This is a genomic window from Clostridium sp. UBA7503, from assembly GCF_002477055.1.
Lineage (GTDB): Bacteria > Bacillota > Clostridia > Clostridiales > Clostridiaceae > Clostridium_J > Clostridium_J sulfidigenes.
The window spans coordinates 86,566-104,031 of the sequence record NZ_DLNT01000017.1 but is presented as its reverse complement, the minus strand read 5'-3'; the positions used below and the strand labels follow the sequence as shown (position 1 = coordinate 104,031).

Annotated in this window: 18 protein-coding genes and 2 other annotated features; of the genes, 16 read left to right on the top strand and 2 right to left on the bottom strand. The window is 30.0% G+C overall.

The genetic code is table 11. From position 1 onward, the window contains the following. Nucleotides 1-20 precede the first annotated feature (20 nt). The 5 genes from B3630_RS04460 to msrA all read left to right on the top strand — a co-directional run bounded on the left by B3630_RS04460 (nucleotide 21) and on the right by msrA (nucleotide 3,946). A complete protein-coding gene (locus B3630_RS04460; RefSeq protein WP_346895870.1) occupies nucleotides 21-698 on the top strand; it encodes a pseudouridine synthase in 678 nt (225 codons plus the stop codon). 128 nt (nucleotides 699-826) lie between these two features. After that, a complete protein-coding gene (locus tag B3630_RS04455; protein WP_346895868.1) occupies nucleotides 827-1,129 on the top strand; it encodes a zinc-ribbon domain-containing protein in 303 nt (100 codons plus the stop codon). A 36-nt stretch (nucleotides 1,130-1,165) separates the two neighbouring features. Continuing rightward, on the top strand, nucleotides 1,166-1,501 hold the full coding sequence (locus tag B3630_RS04450) for a DUF2085 domain-containing protein (RefSeq protein WP_346895866.1): 336 nt from the start codon (nucleotides 1,166-1,168) through the stop codon (nucleotides 1,499-1,501). A gap of 117 nt (nucleotides 1,502-1,618) precedes the next feature. Further along, the gene (locus tag B3630_RS04445) at nucleotides 1,619-3,424 is read left to right on the top strand and encodes an FUSC family protein (RefSeq protein ID WP_346895864.1); all 1,806 of its coding nucleotides are present in this window, start codon (nucleotides 1,619-1,621) and stop codon (nucleotides 3,422-3,424) included. Nucleotides 3,425-3,472: 48 nt separating this feature from the next. After that, entirely contained in the window at nucleotides 3,473-3,946 is a 474-nt protein-coding gene (gene msrA, locus B3630_RS04440) for a peptide-methionine (S)-S-oxide reductase MsrA (RefSeq protein ID WP_346895862.1), read from the top strand. 80 nt (nucleotides 3,947-4,026) lie between these two features. Here the strand turns inward: msrA and B3630_RS04435 are convergent, their stop codons facing one another. Next, nucleotides 4,027-4,410, bottom strand: a complete 384-nt coding sequence (locus B3630_RS04435; protein ID WP_346895860.1) for a DUF5658 family protein — start codon at nucleotides 4,408-4,410, stop codon at nucleotides 4,027-4,029. A gap of 243 nt (nucleotides 4,411-4,653) precedes the next feature. Then, nucleotides 4,654-4,921 (top strand) — a binding site (T-box leader). 161 nt (nucleotides 4,922-5,082) lie between these two features. Between B3630_RS04435 and trpB the strand changes: the two genes are divergently transcribed. Further along, nucleotides 5,083-6,249 (top strand): tryptophan synthase subunit beta, encoded by a 1,167-nt coding sequence (trpB, locus tag B3630_RS04430; protein WP_346895858.1) that lies wholly within the window; start codon nucleotides 5,083-5,085, stop codon nucleotides 6,247-6,249. Nucleotides 6,250-6,438: 189 nt separating this feature from the next. Here the strand turns inward: trpB and B3630_RS04425 are convergent, their stop codons facing one another. Further along, a complete protein-coding gene (locus B3630_RS04425) occupies nucleotides 6,439-7,782 on the bottom strand; it encodes an aminotransferase class V-fold PLP-dependent enzyme (protein ID WP_346895856.1) in 1,344 nt (447 codons plus the stop codon). A gap of 148 nt (nucleotides 7,783-7,930) precedes the next feature. Here B3630_RS04425 and B3630_RS04420 point away from each other — a divergent pair, with 148 nt between their 5' ends. The 10 genes from B3630_RS04420 (at nucleotide 7,931) to ruvX (ending at nucleotide 17,455) form a co-directional block, all read left to right on the top strand. Then, on the top strand, nucleotides 7,931-8,371 hold the full coding sequence (locus B3630_RS04420; RefSeq protein ID WP_346895854.1) for an Rrf2 family transcriptional regulator: 441 nt from the start codon (nucleotides 7,931-7,933) through the stop codon (nucleotides 8,369-8,371). Continuing rightward, a complete protein-coding gene (nifS, locus tag B3630_RS04415) occupies nucleotides 8,364-9,572 on the top strand; it encodes a cysteine desulfurase NifS (protein WP_346878606.1) in 1,209 nt (402 codons plus the stop codon). Before B3630_RS04420 ends, nifS begins: the two co-directional genes overlap by 8 nt. A 2-nt stretch (nucleotides 9,573-9,574) precedes the next feature. Beyond that, nucleotides 9,575-10,003, top strand: coding sequence for a Fe-S cluster assembly scaffold protein NifU (gene nifU / locus B3630_RS04410; protein WP_346895852.1), 429 nt, complete (start codon nucleotides 9,575-9,577; stop codon nucleotides 10,001-10,003). Between the two features lie 13 nt (nucleotides 10,004-10,016). Next, on the top strand, nucleotides 10,017-11,096 hold the full coding sequence (gene mnmA / locus B3630_RS04405; protein WP_346895850.1) for a tRNA 2-thiouridine(34) synthase MnmA: 1,080 nt from the start codon (nucleotides 10,017-10,019) through the stop codon (nucleotides 11,094-11,096). A gap of 140 nt (nucleotides 11,097-11,236) precedes the next feature. Beyond that, nucleotides 11,237-11,641 carry a Fe-S cluster assembly scaffold protein NifU gene (gene nifU / locus B3630_RS04400; protein WP_346895848.1) on the top strand — a complete coding sequence of 135 codons (405 nt, stop codon included), beginning with the start codon at nucleotides 11,237-11,239 and terminating at the stop codon, nucleotides 11,639-11,641. 103 nt (nucleotides 11,642-11,744) lie between these two features. Further along, entirely contained in the window at nucleotides 11,745-12,263 is a 519-nt protein-coding gene (locus tag B3630_RS04395) for a PRC-barrel domain-containing protein (protein ID WP_346895846.1), read from the top strand. Then, nucleotides 12,250-13,284, top strand: a complete 1,035-nt coding sequence (locus B3630_RS04390; protein WP_346895844.1) for an AI-2E family transporter — start codon at nucleotides 12,250-12,252, stop codon at nucleotides 13,282-13,284. The genes B3630_RS04395 and B3630_RS04390 overlap by 14 nt, the downstream gene beginning before the upstream one ends. A gap of 123 nt (nucleotides 13,285-13,407) precedes the next feature. After that, nucleotides 13,408-13,577, top strand: a binding site (T-box leader). Between the two features lie 88 nt (nucleotides 13,578-13,665). Continuing rightward, nucleotides 13,666-16,311, top strand: a complete 2,646-nt coding sequence (gene alaS, locus B3630_RS04385) for an alanine--tRNA ligase (protein ID WP_346895842.1) — start codon at nucleotides 13,666-13,668, stop codon at nucleotides 16,309-16,311. A gap of 62 nt (nucleotides 16,312-16,373) precedes the next feature. Further along, entirely contained in the window at nucleotides 16,374-16,625 is a 252-nt protein-coding gene (locus B3630_RS04380; protein WP_035133250.1) for an IreB family regulatory phosphoprotein, read from the top strand. A 416-nt stretch (nucleotides 16,626-17,041) separates the two neighbouring features. Continuing rightward, complete coding sequence (gene ruvX, locus B3630_RS04375) at nucleotides 17,042-17,455, top strand: Holliday junction resolvase RuvX (protein WP_035133253.1); 414 nt, start codon at nucleotides 17,042-17,044, stop codon at nucleotides 17,453-17,455. The last annotated feature ends 11 nt before the right edge of the window (nucleotides 17,456-17,466 follow it).

Below are 17,466 nucleotides of genomic sequence, written 5' to 3'. Positions count from 1 at the left end.
GACAAAGGAAAGGACAATACATGAGGATTAATAAATTGTTTAGTAATCTTGGAATTTGCTCAAGAAAAGAGACTAATAGGCTTATAGAAGAAGGAAGAGTAAAAGTAAATGGAGAACTGTCTATTCCTGGGCAGTGGGTAGAACTAGAGGATGAAATTTTAATTGATGATAAGCCTATCATAGCTAAAAAGAAAATTTACATAGCTTTTAATAAGCCCATGGGAGTTACATGCACTGCAGCTAGTGATGTGGAAAATAACATCATTGATTTTATAAACTATGAAGAATATATATTTCCAGTAGGAAGATTAGATAAAGAATCTCATGGACTAATTCTCATGACTAATGATGGTGAACTAGCGAATAAAATATTAAATTCAGATAATTACCACGAAAAGGAATATGAAGTAAAAGCAGATAAACCTATAGATGATAATTTTCTTATGAATATGTCTGAAGGAGTATATATATTAGGAGAAAAAACTAGACCTTGTAGCATCATAAAAGTAGATGAATGTACATTTAAAATTATATTAACTCAAGGACTAAATAGACAAATTAGGAGAATGAGTAAGGCATTAGGATATAATGTGGTAGATTTAAAAAGAATAAGAATTTGTTCTATAAATATAGAAGGAATAGAAGAAGGTATGTGGAGGTATCTTACTGAAGATGAAGTTACTGACTTAATGACATAAAAGAAGTAATATATTTCCTGAGTATATACTATAACTTGGAAATTTTTGTTGCAATATTAATAAAAAATTTATATAATATTAATAGAATATGTAGAAAATGAAACAATATTAGACATTAGGGGGGAAAAATGATGTTTTGTAAAAATTGTGGAAGAGAAATAGACAATAATGCAGAAATATGTCCATTGTGTGGAGTAAGAGTAAAGGAAGCTAAATCGGGAGCAGTAGATAATCCATCTCATTTAGCAGGTGTTGCATCATGTTGTTTTCCGATAGTAGGAATAATTTTATATTTTTTATGGAAAGATGAAAAACCTAAGTCAGCTAAAACGCTTTGTTACTGGATGATAGGTGGATTAGTCGCTTGGATAGTATTCTATATTATATGTATTGTTATAGGATTTGCATCAGATGCAATGTATTACTATTAAAATTAAATGAAATATATAGATAAATTACTACACTATATGTTTTTATGTCATAGAATACCTGAAAGATCTTTTTTTTATAAGGGAAAGCAGTTTCCGTTATGTGCAAGATGTAGTGGAATACTTATAGGATATTTATTTGGAATTATATATATTATATTTTCTGAAAAACCTCATCTTTTAATTGAGATTTTACTTATCATGCCATTAGCTATTGACGGTATTGGTCAATTTTATGGTTATTGGACAAGTAATAATATAAGAAGGTTATTAACAGGAATACTTGCAGGTATTGCTACCATAGGATTTTTCAGAACTGCTATAGTTCTAGGGCTTAACACTGGAAGATACATATTTAAATTAATTATTACGTAGAAGACATCCTAAATTTTAGGATGTCTTTTTTAAAATCATTACAATATTATATGGAATACCTAAATTAAATTAGCCAATAATAAGTATATAAATATTTATAATAAGGATGTTAGTGTCATGTATAATAAACTAGTAAAGAAATTCAACATAAATACATATTCCATGATAAAGCATGGCTCTGTAGCTGTAATAACTCTGTTTGGAGTAGGTATATTATTTGGAGTAAAGAATATAATGATTGCTTTTCCTATAGCCCTTACTTCAACGGTTATGGGAAGACAAAATTTTCAGGTTAAGACCTTTAATAAAGCAATTAAAATAATCCTTATTAATTTAATCATTGTTTTAACAGCATATTTTTCATCCATGAATATATTCTGGGGAATACCTATAAACTTTTTTGCTATCTTCCTTATAATGTATACTATAGTATCGCCCTATGATTTAACTTTTTATAAACCCTTTATGATGCTATATGTATTTACTCAATATGCACAGGTATCATTAGGAGAACTTCCCTTTAGAATTTTATCTGTAATATTTGGAGTTTTAATAGTAGTAGGAGCAAGTTGTATAAATAGAGTAAATGAAAAATCCATTTTAGGAAAAAGTATGCAAGAGGCTTTTATTTTAATAGATAATCAATTTAAAAATATCTTAAAGGAAGAGTATGATCATACCATAGAAGATAAATGTTCTAAAATAATGAGAGATATTGCTTATAAAGTATATGTAACAAGGCATAGAAGATATTTGACCACTAATTTAGGAAAGGTTCAATTTCAAATATTTATTAATGTAGAATACTTTAATTTATATATGATTCAACTGTATGAAGGTATTAAAAATCTAAGTATTTCCAAGGAATATATAGAAAAGTTAAAAGAAATAGTAGAAGCTATAATAGAGTTATGCAAAGATAATTTAGAGTTTCAAACTATAAAGGAATCTACTAATGACTTTATAAGAGAATGGAGTAAAGGTGAGGAATATCATTTAGAGATATCCCTAATACTAGAAAACCTTCTTGGTAGTATTAAGGAATTGAATTCCATAGAAAAAACAGGTTCTAATAAGGTATATAAAGAGTGGGCTAGAGCTGACATAGATAAAACCAGAGTGACCTTCAAAGAATATTTTAGACCTAATACTATAAGATTTAAATTTGCTATTAGAATGGCAATAACCCTTACTATAGCACTACTTATTGGAGAATTTTTAGGTTTTTATAAAGTAATATGGGCAGCAATAACTATAATGTCTATTATGCAACCTTATTATGAAGATACTATTAAAAAGGCTAGAGAGAGAGTTATAGGAAATATATTAGGCATTTTATTTACAGGAATATTCATTAATCTGGTGGATTCTAGGATGGTTACTTTAGGAATTTTAACTATTTCTCTTTACTTAATTTATGCTTTTAAAGAATATTATAAAATATCATTATTTACAGCTATAGCATCCATATGTATAGCATCTTTCACAGAAAATATAAATGTATTGATTTTATATAGAATAGTATATGTGATTATAGGGGTAATTATTGTGGTTATAGCCAATAGAGTTGTTTTCCAATATAGGCTAAAGGATGGAGTGGAACAACTTATAGATAAAATTGCTAGGTTGAATAAAAAGCTTATAGAAGATAGTATGGAATTCTTGAAAAGTAATAAGCAGATTCATGAAATAAGAGATTTGATTATCCATTCTACTCTTTTATGTCAAAAACTATATATGAGAAATCTTCAATACAATGATGATGAGATTAATAAATTTATAGCTATTAATAATAAATATGTGATACAGGTAGGATATAAAGTATTAATAGTATATGGGAAAAATGAAAATGTTAAAAAGGAAAATATAGAATCTATATTGAATCTATATGAAGACTTTAATAATAATATACGGCATATGTAATGGTAATATAAAATATAGATTAAAGAAAAATATAAAGGAGTTAAAAAGATGAAAAAGATTGTATTAGCGGGAGGATGCTTTTGGGGTGTAGAAGAGTTTTTTTCTAGAATTCACGGTGTAACAAATACAGAAGTAGGATATGCTAATGGTAGAACAACAAATCCTACCTACGAAGATGTGTGCTATGGGAATACAAATTTTGCAGAAGTATGTGTTATAGATTATGATGAAAGTATAGTTTCTTTAGAGGAAATACTAAATAAATTTTGGGGAATAATAGACCCAACCGCACCTAATAGACAGGGAAATGATATAGGAAGTCAATATAGAACTGGAGTTTATTATGTTGATAAATTAGATGAAGAAATAATTCGAAACAATATAGAAAAAATACAGAAAAACTATATAAAGAAAATGGTTACAGAAGTAAAAACTTTAGAAAATTATTATAAAGCGGAAGAATATCATCAAAAGTATTTAAAGAAAAATCCTAATGGATATTGCCATATAAGATTAGATTAATAATAGGTTTAATCATAAATTAATGAAGCTACAGGTAAAAACCAACTAAGGATGGAATGGATAATTAGTTATAAGTGCATTTAAGATAGTAATCCTTTTGTATATAATAAAACTAAGAGATTAAATAGGTGAAGAACATTGATTAATATATACATTATAAGTACTAAATTAGCAGTGATATTTGAAATGAAAAGCCCTTTTAAGGTTGCGCCTTTAAGCCTATAGTTCCAGTAAAGGATAACTAATAATACTATAGATATTTTTAAAAAGAAGCATAGAGGGAAATTAGTCACAATGCCTTTTGCAATAGCATTAGCCTCATAAAATATACCACTGTACTTACCTACAAAGAGCCAAGTAAAAAGCAAATCACTAATATTTAAAAAAAGAATAAAGAGTAATTTTTTTCTTATAGGCTTTGAAGTTGTAACGTTTGATTTAGTTGTAAATTTAATAAAATTCATAAAATAACACCTCACAAAGAAATATATCCATATTATGTTAAAATATGCTATCATGTTAAAAATTCATGTTAATAACTGATATAATTAAGTAAATAGTTTTATGAGATCATATAAAGGTGTATCAACATAGCTCGTATATTCTATCACTGTAATTTTCAACAGAATCTTTTAAATATAGTGTTGACATATCCACTTTATAAAATATATAATAGTAAAAACATACAATGGTAAAAATAAATATAATTTAATTTGATGATAAGGAAGAGTAGTTTAATTTAGCTTTGATAAAGAGAGTTGGGGATGGTGGAATCCTAGCATGAAGGAATTAGATGAATGGACCTTTGAGAAATAAGGGGAAATTATTGGTGAAAGTACCTGATATCGTAGGCTACACGTTACAGTAGATAGAGTATGTAAGTACTTGAAATTAAGAGGCATATTGATAAATTTGTATTAGTGTATTTATCAATAGCAATTTAGGTGGCACCACGGAAGTATCTCCGTCCTATTTTTATAGGACGGAGTTTTTTTATCTTTTTATTGTTGTATGGAAGTATTTGAATTGTTTTAGGTGGTGGTATGTATGAAGTGAAAGTGCGAGGAATTAAAAGTAAAGCTTAATATATTTAATGAAAATTATAGAAATATTTTTGGAGAGAAGGAGATTTTATCATGAAAGGATATTTTGGTAAGTATGGCGGAGCATTTGTTTCAAATGAGGTGAAAAAAGCTTTAAATGAGTTAGAAGAAGCTTTTGAAAAAGCTATTGAAGATAAGGACTTTATGAGGGAGTATAATTACTATTTAAAGGATTATAGTGGCAGAGAAACACCCTTATATTTTGCAGAGAACCTAACAAAGTTTTGTGGAGGCTCTAAGGTATATTTGAAAAGAGAAGATTTAAATCATACAGGAGCACATAAAATAAATAATGTTTTAGGACAAATTCTATTGGCTAAAAGAATGGGAAAAAATAAAGTAATTGCAGAAACGGGAGCTGGGCAGCATGGAGTAGCTACGGCTACTTTAGCTGCAAAATTTGGAATGGAATGTGAAATAGTAATGGGGGAGGAAGATATAAAAAGACAAGAGCTCAATGTATTTAGAATGAAAATATTAGGAGCAAAAATTACTCCAGCAACTAGTGGCACTAAAACATTAAATGATGCAGTGAATGAAGCTTTAGAAAAATGGGTAAATAATATTTCAGATACTTTTTATGTCCTTGGTTCCGCGGTGGGACCTCATCCTTATCCAAAAATTGTTAAGGAATTTCAGAAAATAATTGGTGAAGAGGCTAGAAAACAAATATTAGAAAAGGAAAACAAACTTCCCAATTATGTAGTTGCATGTGTTGGAGGAGGAAGTAATGCCATTGGAATATTTACAGCTTTCTTAGAAGATAAAGATGTTAATCTTGTTGGAGTAGAGGCAGCGGGTTATGGAGTAGAAACAGAAATGCATGCAGCTACAATAACAAAAGGAAAAGAGGCTATTATTCATGGTATGAATACCATTGTATTAAAGAATGATATGGGAGATATTAAGGAAGCTTATTCTATTTCCCCTGGACTTGACTATCCAGGAGTTGGACCTGAACATGCATTTTTAAGTGAGATTGGTAGAGCAAATTATAAATATATTACAGATGATGAAGCTATAAAAGCATTTATGCTTTTATCAAAGTTAGAGGGAATAATACCAGCCATCGAAAGTGCTCATGCCATTGCTTATACTATTAAATTAGCAAAAACTCTACAGAAAAATGAAATAATAGTAGTAAATCTTTCAGGACGAGGGGATAAGGATGTGTCTTCTATAAATAAACTTCTTAATTAGTATGATTTCAACTATTATAAGTTTAATCATCTAATTTAAATTGAAAATCATTTATTTTAAGTATGAAAATTTTACTTAGTTTCCTATATAAATATTTATATAGGAAACTAGGTAAATATGAAACTATTTAAATAGTTGTTTTATTTATGCGGGTTTGAAGGGGGTTTGATTTTCGAAAACATTAATAAATTATATTAAGCTACCTTTCATTGAGGTATATTTTTGTGTGTAATACCCCTTATTATCTACAATTTTTTTTATGGCATATAAGAATTTATCAATTTCATCTATTGTATTGTAAAGACCAAAACTAATTCTAACCATACCGGGTTGAATATCTTTAGATGCAAGAGTCATTTCTTCTATCATAGAGTTAGGAATTTTTAAAAGTCTTTGTAGATATGGATGAGCACAGAAACATCCACTTCTTACAGCAATTCCAAATTCATAGGCTAATATTTTAGCAACTATAGTATGATGTATTCCTTCTATATTAAATGGAATAATACTAACTTTATTTTGAAAATCAGAATAATTACTATATATTTTTATTGAATGTATAGATTGAAGATGTTTTGTAGTATATACAGTTAAATATTTTTCATATTCATCTATATTAGACATTCCAATTTGAGAAAGCTCATTTATAGCAGCACCTAAAGTTATTGAGCCTATAAGGTTTGGGGATCCAGCTTCTTCCTTATCAGGGGAAGTAGTCCATATTACTTTATTGTGAGATACGAATTTAATGGTCCCTCCGCCGGTATGGTCAGGTTCATACTCATTAAAAAAATCTTTAGGCCCAATTAATACACCACAACCAAAGGGTGCATACATCTTATGTGCTGAAAAAGCAACAAAGTCAATAGGTCCTAAAGGGAGTTGAAGGCCTATAGAAAATTTACTGTGAGGAATCAGTTGAGCTCCGTCCACTAAAATTTTAGCTCCATAACTATGAGCTAAATTCGCTATGGTATATATAGGATTTTTAATGCCAGTAACATTTGAAGCTCCGGTTATTGCAACTAAAGAAATTCTTCCATTATATAGTTCTAGTTTAGACTTTAAATCATCCATATCTAAATAACCTTCATCATCTACTTCTATATATTTCACTTTAAAATTTTTTCTCCATGGTAAATCATTAGAATGATGCTCCATAGAAGTGGACAGAATAATTGATTCCTTATCTTGATTAGCTAATATACCAGCTAGCTTATTTATAGCTTCAGTACAGTTTTTTACATATATAACATCCATCATATCACTATAATCATTAATGAAAAATTTCACAATTTCCCTTGAAGTTTCATACATATAGGTGGATAACTGCGATTTATATCCATCTCCTCGATGTATTGAGGAGTAATAAGGAGAAAAATTTACTACTTCATCAATTACAGATTTTAATGGAGGCGTTGTAGCTGCATTATCGAAATTGATACCTATGCAATATGATTTATCTATCAATGGGACTTTAATATCTACTCCATAAACTAAGTCTCGATATGGATTATCCCCAAAGTTACTCATTTTTTACCTCCTTAATTAAATACTTGTTATTATATAATATTAAAGATATATTTTATTGGTGCAGATATTAAAAGAATAGTTGACATAAATACTCTGATTTGATATTATTAAACCATAGTAAAGTACTCAACATTAAGGAATGATTTTTATGAAGTTATCAACTAAGGGCAGATACGGGGTTAAAGCTATGGTTGACCTAGCTATTAATTACGGAAAAAACCCTATATCTATTAAGAGTATTTCAAGTAGACAAAATATTTCAGAATATTATCTTGAACAGTTATTTTCAGTGTTAAGAAAAGCAGAGCTAATAAAGAGTATAAGAGGAGCCAATGGAGGATATATTTTAGCCAAGGATCCAAAAGAAATTACAGTATACCAAGTATTAGAGGTGCTAGAAGGACCTATTGAAATTTCAACCTGCTTAGATAGTGATGGCTGCAACAATATTGATTGTTGCGCAACTAGAATAGTATGGAAAAAAATTAAGGATAGTATTGATTCTGTAACAATGGCAATAACTTTACAGGATATTGTAGACGATTATTCTAACATATTGAAAATTAAAGGAGTGAACCTAAATGAATAAAACAGTTTATATGGATTATGCGGCAACAACATACACAAAACCAGAAGTATTAGAGGATATGATACCTTACTTTACGGAGTTTTATGGTAACCCATCATCTATATATTCGATTTCAAGGGAAACTAAAAAAGCTATAGATAAAGCAAGAAATAGAATAGCAAAAGCTATTAATGCGGATCCAGCAGAAATATATTTCACTGGTGGTGGATCAGAAGCAGATAACTGGGCGATTAAGGGAATAGCACTTGCTAACAAAAATAAAGGAAATCATATTATAACTACTAAAATAGAGCATCATGCTGTACTTCACACTTGTGAATATCTTGAAAAACAAGGATTTGAAGTAACTTATTTGGATGTGGATGAAGAAGGGTCTATTAGATTAGAAGAACTAAAAAATGCTATAAAGCCAAGTACTATATTAGTGACTATAATGACTGCCAACAATGAGATTGGAACTGTACAACCTATTAAAGAAATAGGCGCTATATGTAAAGAAAGAAAAGTTTTCTTCCATACAGATGCAGTTCAAGCTATAGGTCATATAGATATGGATGTTAAAAATATGGATATAGATGCACTATCTCTATCAGGACATAAAATTTATGGTCCTAAAGGTGTTGGAGTTTTATACCTAAGAAAAGGCATAAAAATTCACAACTTGGTTCATGGTGGAGCTCAAGAAAGAAACAGAAGAGCTGGAACAGAGAATGTAGCTGGAATAGTTGGATTAGGAAAGGCTATAGAGCTAGCTATGGAAAATTTAACTGAAGAAAAAGAAAGATTAACTTATTTAAGAGATAAGCTTATAAAGGGATTACTAGAGATACCATATTCTAAACTTAATGGTTCTGTAGGAGATAGAAGACTGCCAGGAAACGTAAATATTAGTTTTGAATTTATAGAAGGAGAGTCAGTACTTTTAATGCTTGATGCTAAAGGAATATGTGCATCAAGTGGAAGTGCTTGTACATCTGGATCTTTAGATCCATCTCACGTATTATTGTCTATAGGACTTCCTCATGAAGTTGCCCATGGCTCGTTAAGACTTACAATGGGTGCTAAAACAACTGAAGAAGAAGTAGATTATGTAATAGAAACTGTACCTGCAATAGTACAAAGGCTTAGGGATATGTCACCATTATATGACAGTTTCTTAAATGGAAAAATTAAAAGCTTTTTTAACAAGGAGGATAAATAATTATGATATATAGTGAAAAAGTAATGGATCATTTTACCAATCCAAGAAACGTTGGAGAAATAGAAAATGCTAGCGGAATTGGAGAAGTTGGAAATGCTAAATGTGGAGATATAATGAGAGTTTATTTAAAAGTTGAAGATGAGAAAATCGTAGATTGTAAATTTAAGACTTTTGGATGTGGATCTGCCATAGCGTCTTCTAGTATGGCTACAGAGTTAATAAAAGGAAAAACCTTAGATGAAGCATGGACACTTACAAATGTAGCTGTAGCAGAAGCTTTAGATGGACTTCCACCAGTTAAAATGCATTGCTCAGTTCTTGCAGAAGAAGCTATTCATAAAGCTATAAATAATTACAGAGAGAAACAAGGATTACAACCTTGGGATTACGAAGAACACGATGATATACATGATCAAGTTCATGGAGAATAGGTGTGATACTTAGATGAAGAAGAAAGTTGTAATAGGGATGAGTGGAGGCGTCGACAGTTCTGTAGCAGCATATCTTTTAAAAGAACAAGGATATGATGTCACTGGAATAATGATGAAGTTATCTCCAGATAATCCTGAATATGCAGAAAATGAAGGTGGTTGTTGTTCTCTTTCAGCAGTTAATGATGCAAGACGAGTAGCAGATGTTTTAGATATACCCTTCTATGTTATGAATTTTAAAGCTCCTTTTAAAGAGCATGTAGTAGACAATTTTATAGAGGAATATTTTAGTGGGAGAACCCCAAATCCTTGTATAGAATGTAATAGAAAAATTAAGTTTGAAGAATTTTTGAGAAAAGTTCAAGGGTTAGGCGCTGATTATATTGCTACTGGACATTATGCTACTATAGATTTCAAAGATGGAAGATATAGATTAAAGCGTTCAGAAGATGATAGAAAAGACCAAACCTACGCCCTATATACTCTAACACAAGATCAATTGGCACATACTTTGATGCCTTGTGGAGCTTATTCTAAAACAGAAATCAGGGCTATAGCTGAAAAAATAGGTTTGGAAGTATTTAGAAAGAAAGATTCTCAAGAAATTTGCTTTATACCTGATAACAATCATGGTAATTATCTTTCTAGGTTTAGTGGAAGAGAAGTTGTACCAGGAAATTTTGTAGATAGTACTGGAAAAGTTTTAGGGAAGCATAAGGGCATAGTATACTATACTATAGGACAAAGAAAAGGTCTTGGAATTGCTCTTGGAAAGCCTGTATTTGTAACTAACATAATCCCAGAGAGAAATGAAGTAGTTTTAGGCGAAGAATCAGAAATCTTTAATACTACGCTTATTGCTAAAAACATAAATTTAATTCCTATGGATAAAATAGAAGGAGAGATTATGGTTGAGGCTAAGGTAAGATATTCAGCTAAACCAGCTCCTGCAAAACTAATTCAATTAGATGAAAATCATATTAAGTTAGACTTTGCAACTCCTCAACGGGCTATAACTAAGGGGCAATCTGTCGTTTGCTACCAAGGTGACCTTGTTGTTGGTGGAGGAATTATTGAAAGAGTTATAAAATAGTAAATTAAATATAATTTTAAAGTACAATAAAAAGATTGAATGATATTTTAGGGTTGTCTTAAAGAGAATTAGCTAGATTTATTGATATAAGTTTAGTAATCTCTAAGACAATCCTTGAAGTCATTCTAGGAGGGATTTTTATGGATTACAGTGATAAAGTTCTAGAACATTTTTATTCACCAAGAAATGTAGGTACTTTACCGGATGCTGATGGCATAGGTGAATGTGGGGATGTAAGATGTGGAGATGTTATGAAGATATATTTAATTATAGAAGATAATATGATTAAAAATGCTAAATTTATGACCTTTGGTTGTGGATCTGCTATTGCATCATCCAGTATTGCCACAGAACTTATTATTGGAAAGACTCTAGAAGAAGCCTGGAATCTTACTAATGAATCTGTTATAGAAGCCTTAGATGGATTGCCATCTTCTAAAATTCATTGCTCCGTACTTGCTGAACAAACTATACACAAGGCTATTAATAATTATAGAGAATCTCATGGACTTGAAAAGTGGAAAGATAAGTATAACAATGAATAGATGATATTTTGGTTATACAACATAGTCCACATTAATATTAGTATAAACTCTCTTTAAATAGGCAAGGATAGAAATATCATTTCCTATGAAGGGAGTTTATTTTATGGCTAAGAGTAGAGATTACATCTATATGGATGTAATGAATATCCAAGGAAAAAAGATAGGATATATAAAGGATTTATTAGTTGATTTTAATAAGGGGGAAGTGATAGGATTTAAAATTAGTCCATATAGATTATTGGGTAAAGAGTTTAACGTACTAAAAGAGAATATAGTATATCATAAGTCTCAGCTAGTAATTAACAATATAGTTAAGGATAAATATTTAGAATTCTCAAGTATTCTGAATATGCATGTTATAGATAAATGCTCTAATATATTAGGTTTAGTAAGTGAGGTTATATTCGGTGATGATGACTTTAAAATAAAAGGACTTGCAGTAAAAGATTATAATATATTCAGCATGTTTAAAAGTAGAAGTATTCTATTAAAACCATACTTAATACTAGGAGACGATTATATATTATATACAGATGAAAACACTAATATAGCTTTGGAATGTATGCCTAATGTAGGAAAGAAAAAAGCTACTAATAAGGATGTATATTATGAAAAAGATTGATTGGAATTTGAGTATCTTAGGTAGGTTATCAATAGTTCTATTGATTATAAGTATAATGATATTTTTATTGTGGAAGTTTCCTATTTTTACTGAGGTTTTAGGAGTAGTGATAATATCATTTATAATTTCATATAGTATTAGACCCTTTCATAAATTCTTTATGGACAGGGGACTTAATAGAAAGTTAAGTGCTTTAATAGTAATTCTATCTATTATATTATTTGTAGTTATAATATTTTCTATCTTAGTTCCATGGATATATAATGAAAGCTCTAATTTTGCTGAAGTAATAGGTGAGATGAAAAGTTATTATGAAAGAATTACTGGAGATATTAAATATGTAACTGATAGTCCTTTCGTTAAGGAAGTGTTATATAGTTCCTATGAAAAATTCAAAGACGCTTTTATGGTAATTGTATCGAATTTTTTATCAAAAATTGTCTCTATAGCTGAAAATATGTTATTGTTATTTATAATACCAACTTTAGTATATTTCTTTTTAAGTGACGGAGATAGTATTTCAAAGGGAATCATGAAATATATGCCTTTTAGCAATAAATATGCCATTAGAAGAGCTTTAAATCATATGGATAAGGTAATGGAAAGATATATAATAACTCAGTTTGAATTGTGTGGAATAATTGGTATATTAACCTTTATAGCGCTAAAGTTAAGTGGTATAAAATATGCGTTAATATTATCTTTAGTAAATGCAGTATTTAATATAATACCATATTTTGGGCCAATTATAGGAGCTATTCCAATAATTTTAATAGCGCTTTTAACATCTACCAAGAAAGCTATTGTTGTTATATTTTGGTTGTTTGTAATTCAACAGCTAGAAGGAGATATTATATGCCCTAAAATTTTAGGTGAAACTGTAGATTCTCATCCAGTAACAATACTATTATTACTTATAATAGGTGGTAGTATAGGTGGAATTTTAGGTATGATTATTGTAATTCCACTATGGGTAATGATTAAAATAGTTGTAGGAGAAATAGATTATTATTTATTTTAGTTTAGAATTGTTGACAATTTCTGAAATGCTAAATATAATTTATCATATAAGTAGAGAATGAGAATCTATGATTTGGTGTGAATTATTTACTCAGCGAACGCAGTGAGTCGAGTTTCAATTAAATATGAAGTTATGATAAGAATTAGTAGATATGGGAAGCTTTTAGAGAGAAAGTGGTAGGTGAAAACTTTTAGTGAAACATATTGAAGCTGTCTTGGAGCTATAATTAATTAAGAGATACTAGTTAATCTAGTATAATTAGGGTGGTAACGCGGAAAACTTTCGTCCCTTTTCAGGGATGGAAGTTTTTATTTTTTTATTTTATTTTAGAAAAATTGAATAAAAGTCATTGTTATTAGAAAGAATTAGGAGGAATGTAATATGAATAATATGGGTTTAAATGAAATAAGAGAAAGCTTTTTAAAGTTCTTTGAAAGTAAAGAGCATTTAAGACTTAACAGCTTTTCTTTAGTGCCTAAGAATGATAAAAGCCTTTTACTAATAAATGCGGGGATGGCTCCATTGAAGCCATATTTTACTGGTATTCAGACGCCACCAAGTAAAAGAGTAACAACTTGTCAAAAGTGTATAAGAACTGGTGATATTGAAAATGTAGGAAAAACCTCAAGACATGGTACTTTTTTTGAGATGTTAGGAAATTTTTCTTTTGGAGATTATTTCAAAGAAGAAATTATAGTATGGGCTTGGGAGTATATAACAGAAGTTCTAAAAATATCTAAGGATAAATTATATGTAACTATATATCTTGAAGATGATGAGGCTTTTGATATTTGGACTAAGAAAACTGATATAGAGCCAAGTAGGATCTTTAGATTAGGTAAAGAAGATAACTTCTGGGAACATGGTGCTGGTCCATGTGGTCCATGTACAGAAATTCATTATGATAGAAAATCAGATCTTCCACAAATAGAAACTACTGAAGAATTTATTAAAGCGGGTGATGAAGATAGAGTAATTGAATTTTGGAATTTAGTTTTCACACAGTTTGACGGAGATGGTAAGGGTGGATATGAGAGATTAGCAAATCCTAATATAGATACAGGAATGGGACTTGAGAGAATATCTACCATAATGCAAGGTGTAGATAATATCTTTGAAGTAGATACAATCAAGGATGTTTTAAATGCAGTTTGTAAAAAAGCCGGAAAAATCTATGGCGAAAATAAAGATTTAAATGTGTCTATAAGAATAATAACTGACCATGTAAGAAGTATTACCTTTATGATAGGAGATGGAATATTACCATCTAACGAAGGTAGAGGATATGTATTAAGAAGACTTCTTAGAAGAGCTGCAAGACATGGAAGAGTTTTGGGAATAACAGGTACATTCCTAAATGAACTTTGTAACGTAGTTATTGATAGTTCAAAGGGAGCTTATGAAGAATTAGAAGAGAAAAAAGACTATATTAAGAAGGTCATTAGTTTAGAAGAAGAAAGATTTGCAGAAACTATAGATCAAGGTATGGATATATTAAAATCCTATATCAATGAAATGAATGCTGAAAAAATAAAAGTATTAAGTGGAGAAAAAGCATTTAAACTTTATGATACTTTTGGTTTCCCAGTTGAACTTACCGAAGAAATTTTAGCTGAAAAGGGAATGAAAATTGATTTTGATGCTTTCCATAAACAAATGGAAAAGCAAAGGAATACAGCAAGAGCTGCAAGAGGTACATCAAACTATATGGGAAATGATGAAGGTGCTTTAAATAATATCCCAATGGAAATAACTACTGAGTTTTTAGGCTATGGCAATATAAGTAGTAAAGGTAAAGTTTTATATATAATAAAAGATAATGAGTTTGTAAGCAAAGTAGGGGAAGGGGAAAAATTTGTAGTTGTTACTGAAAAAACTTCATTTTATGCAGAAATGGGGGGGCAAGTAGGAGACGTTGGAACTATATACACGGATAAATTCCAAGGAAAAGTTTTTGATTGTAAAAAGAGTACCAGAGGTCATATACTTCACTTTGTAGAAGCTATTAAAGGAGAACTTAAGATAGATGATATTGTTGAATTGTTAGTAGATTCCACTGTGAGAAGTAATATATGCAAAAATCATACTGCTACTCATATGCTTCATGAAGCTTTAAAAGAAGTTTTAGGAGATCATGTAAATCAAGCAGGATCTTATGTAGATGGGGATAGATTAAGATTTGATTTTACCCATTTCTCAGCTATGACTTCAGAACAACTTAAAGAAGTAGAAGAAAGCTTAAATAGTGAAATTCTTAAGGCTTATGATGTAAACACGGAGATTATGACTATAGATGAAGCTAAAGAAAAGGGAGCTGTGGCTTTATTCGATGATAAATATAAAGAGGATGTTAGAGTTGTATCTGTAGGTGAATATAGTAAGGAACTATGCGGCGGAATTCATGTTAAGAATTCTGGAGAAATAGGGCTGTTTAAGATTCTAAGTGAGAGCGGAGTAGCAGCTGGAATCAGAAGAATTGAAGCTGTTACAGGTGCTAAATCTGAAAGCTATGTAAATGAAAAAGAGGAATTATTAAAAGAAATATCTGCAACTTTAAAGTGTGGAGAAAAAGATTTATTAAATAAGTTAAATGGATTACTTACTACTTTAAAAGAAAAAGAAAAAGAAATACAAGGATTGAAGGAAAAATTAGCTAGTGGTATAGAAGATGAAATAATTAATAAAGCTGAAGATATTAAAGGAATTAATGTAATTGCAGCTGCACTAGATGATATTGAAGGAGATGCACTTAGAAACCTATGTGATAAACTTAGAAGTAAAGTTTCAGATGCAGTTGTAGTTCTTGGGAGTAGAGTTGCTGGAAAGGTTCAATTTGTAGTAATGGCTAGTAAGGAAGCAGTTGCAAAAGGTGCTCATGCTGGAAAGATTATTAAAGAGGTAGCTATCATCGCTGGTGGTGGTGGTGGTGGAAGACCTGACATGGCACAGGCAGGTGGAAAGAAACCAGAAAAACTAGATGAAGCAATTTCAAAGGTAAGTCAAATAGTAGAAACTTTAGTAAAATAGTATACTTTTTGTATCCAATGATGGTATAATAGAAAATAAAGTAAGGTTGAGAAGGTGATATAATGGATAAACAACATACAGTTCAGTTTGATGTAATGAAAGATAAGAAAGATATGACAAAAGTTATACTAACTGATGTATATGATGCTCTAATTGAGAAGGGCTATAATCCTGTTAACCAGTTAGTAGGATATCTTATATCTGGCGACCCAACTTATATAACTAACTATAATGGCGCAAGAGCATTAGTAAGTAAACTAGAAAGAGACGAGATATTAGAAGAAGTTTTAAAATCTTATCTAGATATAAAATAAAAATGCCTTTTAAGGCATTTTTATTTTAAAATTACACATAATATGTAGTAGGCAAAAGTGTAATATGGTCCGTTAAAGATGTATATAGTGTTGGAATAATAAATTAATTTTATCCATTAGTGTTAATTATAATAGCATATAATTATTAATTTGTAATTATTAGAATAAGGAGCACCTATATAAGGATAAAGAAGAGGTTTATCCGATGACTACCCGTTCTAATACTCCCATCGTCTTCAAAGTTGGAGTAAAGAGCGGCTATGACCCTGGATAACGATTTCCCCTAAAGGACAACGAATTCTAAGTATCGAAAATACTTATACTAAGAATTCTGTTAGTAACCTTCAGAGGGAGTAAATAACTCTGTTTATCATAATGGAGCTCCTATATTTGTAATATACAGTTAGGAGAAGAGCATGAGAGTACTTGGATTAGATGTGGGTGATAGAACTATTGGAGTAGCTATAAGTGACCCACTAGGCTTCACAGCTCAAGGAATTACTACCATAAGACGTAAAAAAGAAGAGGCAGATATAGAAGAAATTATAAAAATATGCAACGAATATAATGTTGATACTATAATTTCAGGATTACCTAAGAATATGAATGGCACTATAGGTGAGCAAGCGGAAAAGGTACAAAGATTTTGTGAAGCTTTAAGAGAGCACGTAAACATAGAAATTAAATTTTGGGATGAAAGACTTACTACTAGGGCAGCACATATGGCTATGTTAGAAGCTGACATGTCAAGAAAAAAAAGAAAAGGTTTGGTTGATAAGATAGCTGCTACTTATATTTTACAGGGGTATTTAGATAGTCTTAGTAAATAGTATTATCATGA

Coding starts and splice junctions, on each gene's coding strand:
- B3630_RS04460 (WP_346895870.1), top strand. CDS start 21: ATGAGGATTAATAAATTGTTTAGTAATCTTGGAATTTGCTCAAGAAAA.
- B3630_RS04455 (WP_346895868.1), top strand. CDS start 827: ATGATGTTTTGTAAAAATTGTGGAAGAGAAATAGACAATAATGCAGAA.
- B3630_RS04450 (WP_346895866.1), top strand. CDS start 1,166: ATGTTTTTATGTCATAGAATACCTGAAAGATCTTTTTTTTATAAGGGA.
- B3630_RS04445 (WP_346895864.1), top strand. CDS start 1,619: ATGTATAATAAACTAGTAAAGAAATTCAACATAAATACATATTCCATG.
- msrA (WP_346895862.1), top strand. CDS start 3,473: ATGAAAAAGATTGTATTAGCGGGAGGATGCTTTTGGGGTGTAGAAGAG.
- B3630_RS04435 (WP_346895860.1), bottom strand. CDS start 4,410: ATGAATTTTATTAAATTTACAACTAAATCAAACGTTACAACTTCAAAG.
- trpB (WP_346895858.1), top strand. CDS start 5,083: ATGAAAGGATATTTTGGTAAGTATGGCGGAGCATTTGTTTCAAATGAG.
- B3630_RS04425 (WP_346895856.1), bottom strand. CDS start 7,782: ATGAGTAACTTTGGGGATAATCCATATCGAGACTTAGTTTATGGAGTA.
- B3630_RS04420 (WP_346895854.1), top strand. CDS start 7,931: ATGAAGTTATCAACTAAGGGCAGATACGGGGTTAAAGCTATGGTTGAC.
- nifS (WP_346878606.1), top strand. CDS start 8,364: ATGAATAAAACAGTTTATATGGATTATGCGGCAACAACATACACAAAA.
- nifU (WP_346895852.1), top strand. CDS start 9,575: ATGATATATAGTGAAAAAGTAATGGATCATTTTACCAATCCAAGAAAC.
- mnmA (WP_346895850.1), top strand. CDS start 10,017: ATGAAGAAGAAAGTTGTAATAGGGATGAGTGGAGGCGTCGACAGTTCT.
- nifU (WP_346895848.1), top strand. CDS start 11,237: ATGGATTACAGTGATAAAGTTCTAGAACATTTTTATTCACCAAGAAAT.
- B3630_RS04395 (WP_346895846.1), top strand. CDS start 11,745: ATGGCTAAGAGTAGAGATTACATCTATATGGATGTAATGAATATCCAA.
- B3630_RS04390 (WP_346895844.1), top strand. CDS start 12,250: ATGAAAAAGATTGATTGGAATTTGAGTATCTTAGGTAGGTTATCAATA.
- alaS (WP_346895842.1), top strand. CDS start 13,666: ATGAATAATATGGGTTTAAATGAAATAAGAGAAAGCTTTTTAAAGTTC.
- B3630_RS04380 (WP_035133250.1), top strand. CDS start 16,374: ATGGATAAACAACATACAGTTCAGTTTGATGTAATGAAAGATAAGAAA.
- ruvX (WP_035133253.1), top strand. CDS start 17,042: ATGAGAGTACTTGGATTAGATGTGGGTGATAGAACTATTGGAGTAGCT.